Raw genomic sequence first — 13,876 nt, 5'->3', positions numbered from 1 at the left:
GTCTTGCGCCTGCGGAGTCTCGCACACCCGCTCCAATCAACTATGTTATAAAATTTAGAAACCATACCTGAGGAGTTGGAGGTGTTGGTTTGGGTCAGTTGATTCGGGAATATCATTTGATGAAATATACGTTTTCCGAACCACTTTTAGAAGCACACCTTTCAATTGGTTGAAAAGGCTTCTTTATATACTTCTTGCTGTGATAAATTGTCATAACCAAAACAAACGGGTGCCCCATTGGCAGGGTCTATCATAACCCTTGCATGAATACGAAAGACTTCTTCTAAAACGGCAGGTGTAATGATTTCGCTGGGGGTACCGATTTTAACGATTTCTCCTTCCTTCATCGTTATGATCTCATGTGAAAACCGGGACGCATGGTTAATATCATGCAGCACCATGACAGTTGTTATTTTTTGTTCTTTATTAAGTTTTTCAACTATTTGCAAAACCTCTAGTTGATGAGCCATATCAAGGTAGGTGGTCGGCTCATCCAATAATAAAATCTCCGTTTTCTGTGCTAAAGCCATTGCCAGCCAAACTTTTTGTCTTTGACCACCGGAAAGATTTGTGATCTCCCGGTTTCTAAATGAAAGGGTTTTGGTGATATCCATGGCCCATTCAATCGTTTCTTTATCTTCTTTCGTTAATTTATTTACATTATTGCGGTGCGGATACCTTCCATATGAAATAAGCTCCTCTACCTTCAATTGGGCTGGTGCAACCGGGTTTTGGGGAAGTAGTGCCAAGTGCTTGGCAATCTGCTTCGTATGGATCTTATGTAAATCCTGACCTTGTAAAAAAACGCTTCCGCTCTTTTGTTTTAGAATGCGGCCTATCGTTTTCAGTAATGTGGATTTACCACAGCCATTAGGACCAATGATGGTAGTGACTAGGCCTTCTTTTATTTCCAAGTTCAAGTCTTTGAACACCGTGAATTTCTCGTAATTCGTTTCTAGATTTTCCATACGGAGAATACTCACTGATCATCTCTCCTTCTACGCTTTAGCTTTAATTAGTAAATAAAGAAAATATGGGACACCAATAATTGAGATGATGATCCCAACTGGCAATTCAGCCGGTGCAAAAACGGTTTTTGCGATAAAGTCGGATGCGATCACCAGCAATGCGCCAATTGCTCCCGATACTGGGATGACCTGATTGTGATGGATACCTACAAGGTGCTTCGCTATGTGGGGAGCCATTAAACCTACGAATCCGATATTTCCCGATACGGAAACGGAGGCGCCCACCAATCCGATGCTGCAGAGTAAAAGGATGATCGTTTCCTTTTCTACTGAAATCCCCAAACTTTTAACACTCGATTCTTCCAACTGATACAAATCTAGTAAATACGCCTTTTTCTTAATAATCGGAATCAGGACTATCAACCATGGTAACATGGATGCGATGTATTTCCAGTTCGCATCATATATCGTTCCTGAAAGCCAAACCGTTGCCATTTCAAATTCGGTTGATTTCATTTTTAATGATAAATATAAGGAAAGGGCACCAAATGCCGAGCCTATGGCGATTCCGGTCAGTAAAAGGCGGCCCATGTCCAGGGTGCCGTTCTTCCAAGAGAAAAGGAAAATCAATAGGGCTGCCAAAAGCCCGCCCACCAAACCGAATAGCGGAAAACTCATAATGGAGAACCAGTCCGAGCCGCTGTTTTGACCTTGATAGAAAAACATGAAAATGACAATGGCCGTACCAGCACCGGCATTAATACCGAGAATACCGGAATCGGCCAAGCCATTTTTCGTAACCCCTTGAATGACAGTCCCTGCAATTCCTAAGCTCACTCCCACCAAACCGGCGATCACAATGCGGGGGAGCCTGAAATCAAAGATGACCAAATCAAAATCGGAAACTGGATTCACCCTGAATAAGGTCTGAAGGACAGCTTTGACGGTCATGTCGAATGTACCGGATATCAAACTAAAATAACTTGTAATAACGATTAAACATAAAATGATGGTCATCGTGACGGTGAAGCGCCACCGAGTATTCTTATCCATTCTTTTCTCCTCCTCTCGTTCTAATTAAGTACAGGAAGAAAGGAATGCCGATCAGGGAAGTAACGACTCCTATGGGGGTTTCGAATGGATAATTAACAAACCGGCTCAAGACATCGCAAAGAGCTAGAAAAACCGCACCGATTACCCCTGCACATGGAACGATCCACTTATAATCGATCCCAATTAAAAACCGGGTGATGTGGGGGATGATAAGTCCAACAAAACCGATTTTCCCTACAAGCGCCACTGCGATTCCCGTTAAGCAGATGACGGAAAGGAGGGACACAGCTTTTACTATTTTTGTGCGCTAACCTAAATTGATGGAAATTTCTTCGCCTAAAGATAATATCGTAATGGATTTTGAGATGAATAGGGCGAGGGTGATTCCCACCATTCCACACGGTATCGCCAATTTTAGTATATTGGGATCGATCTGGTGCAACCTCGAGTTGTACCAAAAACTTACATTCTGGGAAATTTGGAAATAGGATGCTATGGCAGCAGATATACTGCTTAAAAATGTCCCGATCACTGTTCCGATTATGGCTAATCGAACGGGTGATAATCCATTTGGAAGCAGCGACCCAAAACCAAAGACAATTCCGGCTCCCAATGCAGAACCTAACATGGAAAAGAGGATCATTTGGAATGAAGACATACCTGGAGCAAATACCATACAAAGTGTAATTACGAACGCAGAGCCATCCGTCACTCCCATGATTGAAGGGGATGCAAGATAATTTCTTGTCATCCCCTGCATGAGTGCTCCTGATATGGCTAAAAATGCCCCGACGAGAAGGGCACCCAAAACTCTAGGCAAGCGAGAAGCCATAATGATCGTATGGTCAACGTTACTAGAGTCATAGTGGAAAATGGCATTCCATACCGTTATGGAATCTATATTTTTGGCACCATATAAAATCGATAATACGATGGAGAAGCAAATCAATAGAGGTGCCATACAAAGAATTATTATTGGTAATGAATTTGTTTTTGCCATATCAATCAACGCACCTTACTGTTTATTTAGCTAATTCTTCCGTTGCAGCCTTCAGGAAAGCTATTTTACTCCAAGCCGTTCCACCTTGAGCAAGAGGATCAACCGAGTTTACAAACACTTTATTGTCTTTTACTGCCGTGATACTCTTCCAAATGGAGTTGTTTTCCAAATCTTTTAACGCTTCCGGTTTTTGTGCATTTTCACTTTCCGAGAATTGTAAGAAGACATAATCTGGGTCCAGTTCTGCAAATTTTTCTAATGAAATCATTTCTTGTGCTTTAATAGGCTTAATTTCTTCAGGGACAGTCAAACCTAGATCTTTATAAATTACTGGGTTGAAATATACATCCTCAGGATATAGGAATAGGCTGCCATTCCGGATTCTCACTACTAAAGCCTTTTTATCCTTCAGTTTTTCACCAATTTCAAGTTTTGCTTTTGCGGCGTCATCATTATAGGTTGTGATGATTTTTTCAGCTTGATCTTTTTTACCGGCAAGGCTGGCCATTAACCGCAGGTTGTCTTCCCAATTTGTCGAAATATGTGAATAAGGGAATGTTGGCGCCACTTTTTCCAATTGTTCCGTCACATTAGCTGGAGATTTAGAAGACCACATGATCACATCAGGTTTCATCCCAAGAAGAGTTTCATAGTTCGGCTGCATTTTTTCACCGATCGACTTAGCACCTTCGAGGTCTTTAGCCAAATATTCAGGTATTTCTCCACCTACAGTAACAACACCCGAAGGTTTAATCCCTAATATGGCTGCATCCTCCATTGATTCCAAACTAGCAGTGGCGATACTGGTGACTTTGCCTGGGATTGTATACTCCTTATCCAGATATGTGACGGTTTGGGTCTTTGCTTCTTTTTTCGCCGTATCTGTCACTTTGCTCTTCTGTGAAGCATCCTCGGAAGTCTTTTCGGCATTACCGCAAGCTCCAAGTCCTAAACTGAATACTGTTGCCATTCCAAGTACGAATAATTGCTTTTTCATTAGTCGATTCCCCTTTTTGAATATATTAAATATCATTTATCGCTGCTTCATAGGATCGAAAAACAAATCCTTATTGGTTAAAAATCTATTTTCACTTCCTTTGCCGGTGAAATTAACAATAGCTTAACATAATGACCCGCGTTAATGATAACGATTATCATTATCATTTTCACATGTTATTAAATATATATTTAATTTTCTATTATTTCAAGAATAATTTTCCATAGTAATGTTTTTGGTATGTCAAAAAGGCTTTGAAAATCAGGGGGGAAAGGGGAGGGAAAGCTCCTTTTTGTAAAATGATAGGAAAAAATTATCGGTGTATGGTTGATGTATTGATTGAGAAAGATTATCATTATCAATATCATGGTAATCTTTTCTCAATTACATTCTTTTAAATTAGGCTGATATTAAAAGAGCTATTTGAGAAGTAAACAATGAATAAGATTACGAGTATTAGAGGTTGGGGGAATTCATTTAGATGATGCATAAAAAAATGGACAAAAGCGTAATGGACAAAACTACTGCCAGTACAGAGGTTACGATCAAAGGAACTCAACACTTTCTCATGCATTCGAGTACCGGGGAACGTGAATACCAAATCTTTGTATCAAAGCCATTGGAAGAGCCGCCACCCTCGGGATATCCGGTCATTTATTTGCTGGATGCCAATTCTGTATTTGGAACGATGGTTGAGGCGGTACGATTGCAATCGCGCCGGCCGGAAAAGTCAGGCGTGGTTCCCGCCATCATTGTGGGTATTGGATATGCCACCAATGCACCATTTTCTTCTGAACGTTATTATGATTTCACTCTGCCCGTTGCGGTTAGTGAGTTACCTGTAAGACCAGACGGAAGTCCATGGCCTTCACATGGAGGGGCGGAAAACTTTCTGAAATTCATAGAAGACGATTTAAAACCGGAAATCGGTAAAAGGTATAAGGTCGATTACAATAGCCAAACGCTTTTCGGGCATTCCCTTGGCGGTCTTTTCGCTTTATATGTTCTTTTTGAAAATCCGTATGCGTTCCAAACATATATAGCTGGGAGCCCATCTCTCCATTGGAACAAAAAGTGGTTCCGTGAGGAGGAGGATAGGTTTCTTTCCCGATTGAATCAAGGAAATGGTGATATTTCCTTATTGCTTGGCGTGGGGGAACTGGAGGGCTCCCATAAAAGCGGTATGAACGAAAATGCTTTGGAATTATCAAAACGATTATCCTTAAAGGATAGCGGAGTGAATGTTCAATTCAAGGAGTTTGAAGAGGAAGGGCATCTTTCAGTTTTGCTGCCTTTGATTAACAGGGCCTTGCGTTTTGCTTTGAAGAGAAATGTGCCTGGTAAGAAATAGGTCTTTCTCAGTAAATCCGTGGAGGGCACTTGACCATTAAGTTATAAATATATATCATTACCTATAGATTATAGTTGATAATGATTATCATTATTAGTTGAAAATGCTGCTTGCTGAAATTGGCTAGGAGATTGCTAACAAACATTCACTATCAAGAATTTGAAAAAATTATGAAGGAGGACAATAACTGATGACCAACCGTTTCCCATCGAAGCCGAGTTGATATTGGTGAAAGTGGCCAAAACCGGATTGGCTCAGCCATTGGTGTAGCCATCCTAGCCAGCATTCTGGGGGCAGTGGGCACTAGCTCGATAGGAACGAATGGGGAGCAGCATGTTAGTTTAACCTCCTATCAATTTGGTCTCCTCGGTTCTGTGGCTTTGCTCGTCATAGCCCTATTATTTGCGATGCGTTTGAAAAAGGATGATTTTAAGGCCAAGATACCGAAACAGCATATGGCTAAATCCCTTGATGTAAAACAGGTGAGAAGCGGATAACTGTGATTTTGCCAGTGACCTCCTACATAATATTAATTAAAGATTGGCTTTGCGGCTCACTACCATATATAAAAAAGAGCCTGTTCGATTCGAACAGGCTCTAAACATAATATTAGTCTTTTAAACACGTTATGCATTCGAGCATATGCTGGTTATTTCTGCTGCATCAACGATACGCTGAACTTCAGATCCCTCAAGTGTCTCTTTTTTCAATAACTCTTCAACAAGCTCTTCATACTGTAGGCGATTCGAGTCAATCAACATTTCCGTTTCAGAAATCGCTTTCGTGAATAATTCCTGCATCTTTTGCTCCTTCTCGCCTTTATTAAAGGTGAGGGTAAATCCATCTTGAAGCATTCCGGTATCGACCATTTGTTCAAGTAGATGTTTCGCCTGCTGCACATCTCCGCCTACACCGATGCTATGTTCTCCTAAATACATTCTTTCCGCCACGCCGCCAGCTAAAATCATTTTGACTTGATCAAGCAATTCACTGGCTGTTGCCAGATGGAGTTCTTTAGGTATTGGCGCTACATACCCAAGGGCTTCCCCACGCGGAATGATGGTCGCCTTTCGAACGGAACCGGGCTTTGTCAAAGCTGCAATCAGGGCATGTCCACTTTCATGGATGGCTACGCGCCGTTTCGTATCCACATCATTCAAGGTACGTGATGTCGCTCCGAGTATCGTGCGGTCAATGGCGTAATCAAGATCCTGTTTACGAATCATATCCTGTTCATTCCTCAGGGCATGACGTGATGCAGTATCGAACAGGGAGCTTAAGTCAGCACCGGAGAAACCGGATGTACTTTCAGCCAACTCATCCAGGGAAGCAAGGACATCTGTCGCCAGACGCTTACCCTTCGTATGGATATTGATGATTTCCTTTCTTCCTTGTGTATCTGGAAGTGGAACTTGGAAAGAGAAATCGATCCTGCCCGGACGTAGAAATGCCTCATCGAGCATATCTTTCCGGTTGGTTGCTGCAATGAATAAAATGCCTTCATTTGGATGGCCTCCATCCAATTGCACAAGCAGTTCAGTTAACGTCTTTTCGCCTTCTTCCCCGCCATGAGCTTTCCTTTTACCAGCCAACGCGTCCACTTCATCGATGAAAATGACAGCTGGCGATTGCTTACGTGCATTTTGGAAAAGGCTGCGGACACGGGCTGCACCGACTCCAACAAACATTTCGTTGAAGGCTGAACCGCTCGTTGAGAAGAAGTTTGCACCAAGCTCTTTTGCAATTGCCTGTGCAAGCAGCGTTTTCCCCGTTCCAGGGGGGCCATATAATAAAATGCCTTGAGGCGGCTTAATTCCAATTTTAGCTGAACGTTCAGGTTCCTTTAGTGTAGTGAGTGTCTGTAGGATTTCCTGTTTGATTTCGGATTGTAAACCGCCTACATCATCCAAAGTTATCTCTGGCAGGGGCTTTGGAGTGGAAAGGCTTTGTTTTTTACTGCCGATCCGCAATCCATTCTTTGATTTTTTCTGTATTATGACACCGGTTGTGACGAGAGCCGCCATTAATCCGACTAAAATCCATAATGCAGATTTATTAGTTGATGAAAAAGAATATTGAACGTTATAAGTTTCGACAAGTTTATTGATCATTTGACTGTTGGGAGGAATATTGGAAACATATTCTCCATCTGGTGTGGAGATGTGAAGAGTGCCATTTCTTTTTTCTTCAATGGTGACAAGGGCTCCATTTTGGGCTTTAATCGTCTTTTCTACCGAAGAAAAGGGAATGACCATATCCTTTGACTGAGTAACAACATACCAACTGACTCCAGCAATTATCACAATGAGAGCCGTAAGGAACGGCAGCAATTTCGAAACTAATTTAGAGTTCGAGTTCAATTTTTCATCTCCTTTAAGAGTATATATCCAGTATAAAATTTTTAAACATGTAATCTATAGGTCTTTATACCTTAAATTAAAGGTAAATAATGTGAAATGCAAGAAATAATATTTATTATGGAAGTTTAAAGAGTCCGGAATTTAGAAATATTTAATCTAACCAGCATATTAGACTTTTTAAAAGCGAAATGCTAAAGTGAAATGGTCTAAGTCATGAAAAAATAAAATGGTAGAAGAGTGTGAAGTTCTATGAGTAAATTTATAAAAGACTATATGATTACGATGAAGGATATCGTTAGAGAAGGGGATCCCATTCTGCGTCAGGTAACGGATGAAGTTAGCCTGCCGATTTCGGATGAAGATCGTGAAACGTTGGAATGCATGATGCAATACCTGAAAAATAGCCAGGATCCAAAACTCCAAAAGAAGTTCAACTTGCGTGAAGGAGTTGGGTTGTCTGCAAATCAGATAGGCTTGAATAAACGCATGTTCGTCATGTATTTTCCCGACGAAAAGGGGAAGCTGTTTGAATATGCCCTTGTAAATCCGAAAATCATCAGTCATTCGGCCACAATGATTTATTTACCGCAAAGTGAAGGCTGCCTTTCTGTCGACCGTGATATTAAAGGTTATGTACCGCGTTATGAACGGGTTAAAATTAAAGCGGTGGATGGTAATGGTGAGGAAATAGAGATGCGGCTGAAGGGCTTTGCTGCAATCGTTTTTCAACATGAGTTAGATCATTTAAACGGGATGATGTTTTATGACCGGATCAACACCGAAAACCCTTTCAAGCTTCCGGAGAACGTGGAAGTGAAAAGTCTGTAAGGCCCAAAAAGGCAAAGCGCCATGCTTTGCCTTTAACTGTTTTATGGCTGCGGAAGCATTTCCTCTTCCAGATGCTTCCGCAAATCACTGAATATGGCCAGGCTCATTTGCTGGTACCCTTCTGAAGTGAGGTGGATGCCATCATCGCTAATCAAGCGACCCAAGTCGCCGGAGGATTTAATATAGGAACGGACATCGATCAAAGGCACCCTTAGTTCCTCTGCAAGGCTTTTCAATTGGCGATTATACATCCCATGCCAATGTTCAATCCCGCCGACATGGGAAACGAAATGCCCGATTGAATGACCGAACTTATCAGCGATGGATCTGTAATACCTGGCAGGATCAAGTGGCGGGAGAGTTAAAAGGAAAGGTGTTACATGCTTGTCCTGAACCTGCTTGACAAGTTGTGTGATATTTTCCAGGTAGCGTTCGATTGGAACGATAGGCTCATGGTCACCTTCAGGATTCTTGGCTACTTCGTCCCAATGGAAGTTACAGTCGTTTCCACCGACCTCTATTAATACGATATCGGGATTTTCCGACATGACGTCTTTCTCGATCCGGCTAACCAACAGGTCGGAGTTATCATTGAAAACCCCTTTATTCAAAACTTCCACGAATGGCAAAGATTCTGTTAGCTTAGCTAGGGAGTTCGGATAATTTTCTTTAATGATACGAAGGCGCCCCCTAACATAAGAAATGCCCCTGGTTAAACTGTCTCCAAAACATACGATCTTCAAACTTCTCACCTCGGTATGTGGATGTGTTACTTATATTTTAGTAGTGGAATGATTTTTCGGCAATCTTTACCTCCCATATAGAAGGGAGATGAAAATAACAAAAAGCGCTGCAAATGCAGCGCTTTATTGTTTATTGTAAGTATTCCTTTTTTGAAGGTGTTTCCACTCTTGTTTTTCCCATGAAGAATACAGTGATTGCTGCAAGACCGATCGGAATGAGAGCCAAGGTAAATATCAATGAAATCGAATCGGACATCGCATGAACGATTTTATCCAGGATAAAGTCCGGAATCTCGGCACGTGCTTCCGATTGGAAGAGCTGACGTGGGTCCTCCATTAATCCCGCTGTATCAGGACCTCCTTGCATTCCTTTAAATGCATCCGTCATTTTACTTTGGAATACATTGGTCTGAATCGCTCCATAAATCGTTACACCGAGTGTCATCCCAAATGAACGGAGGAATGAGTTTGTTGAGTTGGCCGACCCCCTGAATCTAGGTTCCAAGTTGTGAATGGACGCAATAGGCAAAAGGGAGAAGGAAAAGCCCATGCCAAATCCAGTCAGAATCATGTACAAAGTTAATAAAGTCCTGCTGGTATCAGGGGTGATGGTTCCTAATAGAAGCATTCCTGCAAAATAACAGATGACAGAAACCGTCATTAAGTTGCGAAAACTTGTCTTTGTATTGAATATCCCGCCAACTGCACTGCCGAATACAGAACCAAGCATCATGGGAGTTAGGATCAATCCGGCATTTGTTGCGGAACCACCGTAAACTGCCTGCACGAAAATCGGGATATAGACGGTTAATATAATGAATGTACCGCCATAAAGAATGGCTAAGATCTGAGAAGTGGCAAATAATCGCCTTTTAAACAGCCATAATGAAATGATTGGATCTTTTGCCCTTTTTTCGAAAAAGAAAAATGAAACGAAGAAAACCACAAAACTGGCAAACAGGCCTATGATGGGAGAGGAACTCCAGCCATACTCCCCGCCCAGTTCGAGAGCGAACATTAAGCTGATAACGGCAATGACGAGTGTTGCTGCGCCACCCCAATCAATTTTTTGCTCTTGGGTGTTAGGTGACTCCTTGTAGTAATTCCAGATGAAAAATAAAGAAATGATCCCAATCGGAACATTGACGTAGAAAATCCAGTGCCAGCTGGAGTATTCAGTAATATAAGCGCCTAAAAGTGGTCCCAATACGCTTGATGCCCCAAACACAGCACCGAAAAGGCCAGTTAATTTTCCCCGTTTTTCAGGTGGGAAAATATCAAAAATGATCGTAAAGGCTATAGGCATCAGAGCGCCTCCGCCGATCCCTTGGATTGCACGGAAGATACTTAACTGGACTATGCTCTGGGCCATGCCACATAATGCGGAGCCGATTAAAAAGACTATAAGTCCAAAAATAAAAAACCTCTTTCTTCCATACATATCGGAAAGCTTACCGAATATCGGCATACTTGCCATCGTGGCGACCATATAGGCAGATGTCACCCATACAAACTTATCGAATCCGCCTAAATCAGAAACGATCGTTCCCATTGCAGTCGCAACAATTGTATTATCCATTGCCGACATCAAGATACCCAATAGTAAACCGGCAACAATGAATTTTTGTTTTTTTTGAGCGTTCATTTATTTTCCTCCTTCGTATCAACCAGCTCATGATTTTCCTTTACATGGTTGAAGGGTAAACGTTAAGATGAAACAAAACATTTATCTTGAAAATCAAGATAAATTTAAGTGTAAAAGGGGTGGCATTTTATGTCAAGTGATAATAGGGTGAATGCAGCTCTGTTAGAGAGTTTAACTCACAGATTACAGCGGTATGGAATGAGATCCGTATTATTTCAACAAAATATGGCCCAAAAAATAGGGGTATCCCATACGGACTTAAAGAGTGCTGAAATATTGAATGAAACGGGACCGATTACTGCCGGTGAATTATCCAAAATTACAGGATTGAGCACGGGATCGGTTACGGCACTGATCAATCGCCTTGAGAAATCCGGTTATGTTAAAAGAGAACGAGATCAATTGGACGGAAGACGGGTAATGATTGCACCGATACCCGAAAGGCAGGAACAGATTAAATCGCACTATCAATCGCTTTCTATGGCCACCAAGGAGTTATGTTCATCTTATAATGAACAAGAGCTAAAATTGATCAATCAATTTGTTGAGGATATCACAAAAATCATGGACAAAGAAAATGACAAATTAATGAGTGAGCGGGAAAGGTAGCCGGTGTATGTAGGCTGCCTTTTTTATTTTTAGCCAGCTGGTAGCTTCTTATCAATAATTAAAGGTGTAGAGTGAAATTTATTTAAAAGAGAATGAACAATGTCACGTTTCCATTAAAATATATATTGATAATGATTTTCATTATCTGCTAATATGAATCTACAAATCATTTCAAAGGGAGAATACACTATGAAAAAAGCAAAGGCGTCATTAGCGGTCTTACTATCAACCAGCCTATTATTTGGCTGTGCGCAGGAAAAGGAAGGAACTGAACCGGCAGATGATAATGCCAAAGAAGTGAGTGCGAGTAAGCTTGATGATGTATCTAGCGAGTACCGGGAATATGCCATTGGTGAAATAGAAGAGTTCGTAAACGCAACGGAAGAATTCACTACGGCCGTATCTGCCGGTGATATTGAAAAGGCGAAGGAATTATATGCACCAGCCCGCATGCATTATGAAAGAGCGGAACCAATCGCAGAAGTTTTTGGCGATCTTGATCCCAAAATCGATGCGCGTGAAGGGGATGTCAAAGATGAAGAATGGGGCGGTTACCACCGGATTGAGATGGGGTTATGGCAAGAAAATACAACGAAGGGCTACGAAAAGTATGCAGAACAATTAATGAGTGACGTCAATTTGCTTCGAGCCAAAGTTGAAACGGTTGAGGTAACACCTGATTTGTTGATCACGGGTGCGGTGGATTTATTGAATGAAGTTTCCACGAGTAAAGTGACAGGAGAAGAAGACCGATACTCCCATACCGACCTGTATGATTTCGTTGCAAATGTTGAAGGTGCAGAAAAGATCTATGAACTGCTTACTCCAGCGCTGAAAGAAAAGGATGCGAAGCTTGCTGCGGAAATCCAACAACGTTTTGACGATGTATACGGCTTGCTTGAAAAGCATAAAGAAGGGGATGGCTACATCTCATATACGGATTTAAAGGAATCTGAAGTCAAAGAGTTAAGTCAAGCAATTGATGCATTGGCTGAACCACTTTCGCAAATCGGGATTGTAACGGAGGAATCTTAATTGAAAGAACATACGCCGAAAGATGAAACCGGACTTTTTACAAAAAAAGTGAGTCGTCGAAATATGTTGAAAACGGCAGGAGTCGGTGGAATCGGAGTCGTGATAGGAGCATCTGGATTTGGCGGGCTGCTGACACTTTCTGAACAAAAGGCAAAGGGACGAACTAAGGATATCATTCCTTTTTATGGAGCGCATCAAGCCGGTATCACCACTGAGGCGCAAGATAACCTTTACTTCACATCATTGGAAGTAACCACAGATAAAAGGTCAGACCTAATCCAGTTATTTAAGGATTGGACAGAGGCTGCGGCTCAGATGACTGAGGGGAATTTGATTGGTGAAGCATCCCTTAATACGAATATGCCCCCAAAGGATACGGGGGAAGCGAAAGAATTATCGCCCTCCAATTTAACGATCACTTTTGGAGTGGGTCCGACCCTGTTTTCAAAGGATGGCAAAGATCGATTTGGTTTGAAATCGAAAAGGCCTGCAGAATTAAAGGATCTGCCTCAATTCCCTTTAGATGCTTTAGAAGAAGAATGGAGCGGTGGGGATATTTGTATTCAAGCATGTGCAGATGATCTCCAAGTGGCTTTTCATGCCGTCCGGAACTTAGTGAGGATCGGAAGAGGGAAAACGATCATTCATTGGGCACAAACAGGTTTTCAACGGACTAAGCAAGCCGATTCACAAAAAACGACACCTCGTAACCTTTTCGGGTTTAAGGATGGGACTGTCAATCCGGATACGAATAATGACAATGAAATGAATGAGCTTGTTTGGGTGAAGGGTGAGGACGGTCCTGACTGGCTAGTTGGAGGAAGTTATATGGTGGTGCGCCGAATCCAGATGTACATTGAAGTTTGGGACCGGACAATATTGAAAGAACAAGAAAATACGTTTGGCCGTCATCGTGACAGTGGAGCTCCACTAGGGATGAAGAATGAGTTCGATACCGTGGACCTCGAAGCTAAAGATCCAAATGGAAATCGGATCATTCCGGAAGATTCGCATATGAGTCTCTCCAGGGGGGGCGGAAAAGCAAAGATATTGCGGCGTCCATATTCATATGCAGATGGAATGGATCCTAAAACAGGGAGCTTCAATGCAGGCTTGCTATTCATTTGTTTTCAGCGAACTCCAAGTAAACAATTCATTCCCATACAAGAGCGACTGGCGAAAAATGATAAGCTCAACGAATATATCGTTCACAGGGGCAGTGCCATATTCGCTTGTTTACCAGGTGTGAAAAAGGGTGGCTATATTGGGGATTCCCTTTTTGGATAA

Annotated in this window: 12 protein-coding genes and 1 pseudogene; 6 read left to right on the top strand and 7 right to left on the bottom strand. The window is 41.9% G+C overall.

What is annotated here, in order from left to right; translation table 11 throughout:
- Positions 1-161 precede the first annotated feature (161 nt).
- From V3595_RS26620 to V3595_RS26605, 4 genes and pseudogenes are all read right to left on the bottom strand, one after another.
- The gene (locus V3595_RS26620) at positions 162-983 is read right to left on the bottom strand and encodes an ABC transporter ATP-binding protein (RefSeq protein ID WP_485910809.1); all 822 of its coding nucleotides are present in this window, start codon (positions 981-983) and stop codon (positions 162-164) included.
- Between the two features lie 15 nt (positions 984-998).
- Entirely contained in the window at positions 999-2,021 is a 1,023-nt protein-coding gene (locus tag V3595_RS26615) for a FecCD family ABC transporter permease (RefSeq protein ID WP_485910807.1), read from the bottom strand.
- Positions 2,014-3,021, bottom strand: a pseudogene (locus tag V3595_RS26610) (FecCD family ABC transporter permease). Before V3595_RS26610 ends, V3595_RS26615 begins: the two are co-directional and overlap by 8 nt.
- Positions 3,022-3,043: 22 nt before the next feature.
- The gene (locus tag V3595_RS26605; RefSeq protein ID WP_485910805.1) at positions 3,044-4,018 is read right to left on the bottom strand and encodes an iron-hydroxamate ABC transporter substrate-binding protein; all 975 of its coding nucleotides are present in this window, start codon (positions 4,016-4,018) and stop codon (positions 3,044-3,046) included.
- A 496-nt stretch (positions 4,019-4,514) separates the two neighbouring features.
- Here V3595_RS26605 and V3595_RS26600 point away from each other — a divergent pair, with 496 nt between their 5' ends.
- Positions 4,515-5,369, top strand: a complete 855-nt coding sequence (locus tag V3595_RS26600) for an alpha/beta hydrolase (RefSeq protein WP_485910829.1) — start codon at positions 4,515-4,517, stop codon at positions 5,367-5,369.
- 296 nt (positions 5,370-5,665) lie between these two features.
- Positions 5,666-5,866, top strand: coding sequence for a hypothetical protein (locus V3595_RS26595; protein WP_485910803.1), 201 nt, complete (start codon positions 5,666-5,668; stop codon positions 5,864-5,866).
- 129 nt (positions 5,867-5,995) lie between these two features.
- On the opposite strand, the gene V3595_RS26590 is transcribed toward V3595_RS26595, so the two are convergent.
- The gene (locus V3595_RS26590) at positions 5,996-7,729 is read right to left on the bottom strand and encodes an AAA family ATPase (protein ID WP_485910801.1); all 1,734 of its coding nucleotides are present in this window, start codon (positions 7,727-7,729) and stop codon (positions 5,996-5,998) included.
- Positions 7,730-7,978: 249 nt separating this feature from the next.
- Here V3595_RS26590 and def point away from each other — a divergent pair, with 249 nt between their 5' ends.
- Positions 7,979-8,557 carry a peptide deformylase gene (gene def, locus V3595_RS26585; RefSeq protein WP_230301983.1) on the top strand — a complete coding sequence of 193 codons (579 nt, stop codon included), beginning with the start codon at positions 7,979-7,981 and terminating at the stop codon, positions 8,555-8,557.
- A 41-nt stretch (positions 8,558-8,598) separates the two neighbouring features.
- Here def and V3595_RS26580 read toward each other — a convergent pair whose 3' ends face one another.
- Both V3595_RS26580 and V3595_RS26575 read right to left on the bottom strand, forming a co-directional pair.
- The gene (locus V3595_RS26580; RefSeq protein WP_485910799.1) at positions 8,599-9,300 is read right to left on the bottom strand and encodes an SGNH/GDSL hydrolase family protein; all 702 of its coding nucleotides are present in this window, start codon (positions 9,298-9,300) and stop codon (positions 8,599-8,601) included.
- Positions 9,301-9,430: 130 nt separating this feature from the next.
- Entirely contained in the window at positions 9,431-10,945 is a 1,515-nt protein-coding gene (locus V3595_RS26575) for an MDR family MFS transporter (protein WP_485910797.1), read from the bottom strand.
- A gap of 129 nt (positions 10,946-11,074) precedes the next feature.
- Here V3595_RS26575 and V3595_RS26570 point away from each other — a divergent pair, with 129 nt between their 5' ends.
- From V3595_RS26570 to efeB, 3 genes are all read left to right on the top strand, one after another.
- Complete coding sequence (locus tag V3595_RS26570; protein ID WP_485910795.1) at positions 11,075-11,554, top strand: MarR family winged helix-turn-helix transcriptional regulator; 480 nt, start codon at positions 11,075-11,077, stop codon at positions 11,552-11,554.
- Positions 11,555-11,743: 189 nt separating this feature from the next.
- Entirely contained in the window at positions 11,744-12,589 is an 846-nt protein-coding gene (efeO, locus tag V3595_RS26565) for an iron uptake system protein EfeO (RefSeq protein WP_485910793.1), read from the top strand.
- Positions 12,590-13,876, top strand: a complete 1,287-nt coding sequence (efeB, locus tag V3595_RS26560; RefSeq protein WP_485910791.1) for an iron uptake transporter deferrochelatase/peroxidase subunit — start codon at positions 12,590-12,592, stop codon at positions 13,874-13,876. It begins immediately after the preceding gene.

Source organism: Bacillus sp. CFBP9009 (genome assembly GCF_036541465.1).
Taxonomy (GTDB): Bacteria; Bacillota; Bacilli; order Bacillales; family DSM-1321; genus Peribacillus.
Note: the sequence above shows the minus strand (reverse complement) of the source record. Positions and strands in the feature narration are given on the sequence as shown.

What these genes read in the sequence shown, in the direction of transcription:
- V3595_RS26570 (WP_485910795.1), top strand. Translation starts at nt 11,075, where the DNA reads ATGTCAAGTGATAATAGGGTGAATGCAGCTCTGTTAGAGAGTTTAACT.
- V3595_RS26615 (WP_485910807.1), bottom strand. Translation starts at nt 2,021, where the DNA reads ATGGATAAGAATACTCGGTGGCGCTTCACCGTCACGATGACCATCATT.
- def (WP_230301983.1), top strand. Translation starts at nt 7,979, where the DNA reads ATGAGTAAATTTATAAAAGACTATATGATTACGATGAAGGATATCGTT.
- V3595_RS26605 (WP_485910805.1), bottom strand. Translation starts at nt 4,018, where the DNA reads ATGAAAAAGCAATTATTCGTACTTGGAATGGCAACAGTATTCAGTTTA.
- efeO (WP_485910793.1), top strand. Translation starts at nt 11,744, where the DNA reads ATGAAAAAAGCAAAGGCGTCATTAGCGGTCTTACTATCAACCAGCCTA.
- V3595_RS26575 (WP_485910797.1), bottom strand. Translation starts at nt 10,945, where the DNA reads ATGAACGCTCAAAAAAAACAAAAATTCATTGTTGCCGGTTTACTATTG.
- V3595_RS26600 (WP_485910829.1), top strand. Translation starts at nt 4,515, where the DNA reads ATGGACAAAAGCGTAATGGACAAAACTACTGCCAGTACAGAGGTTACG.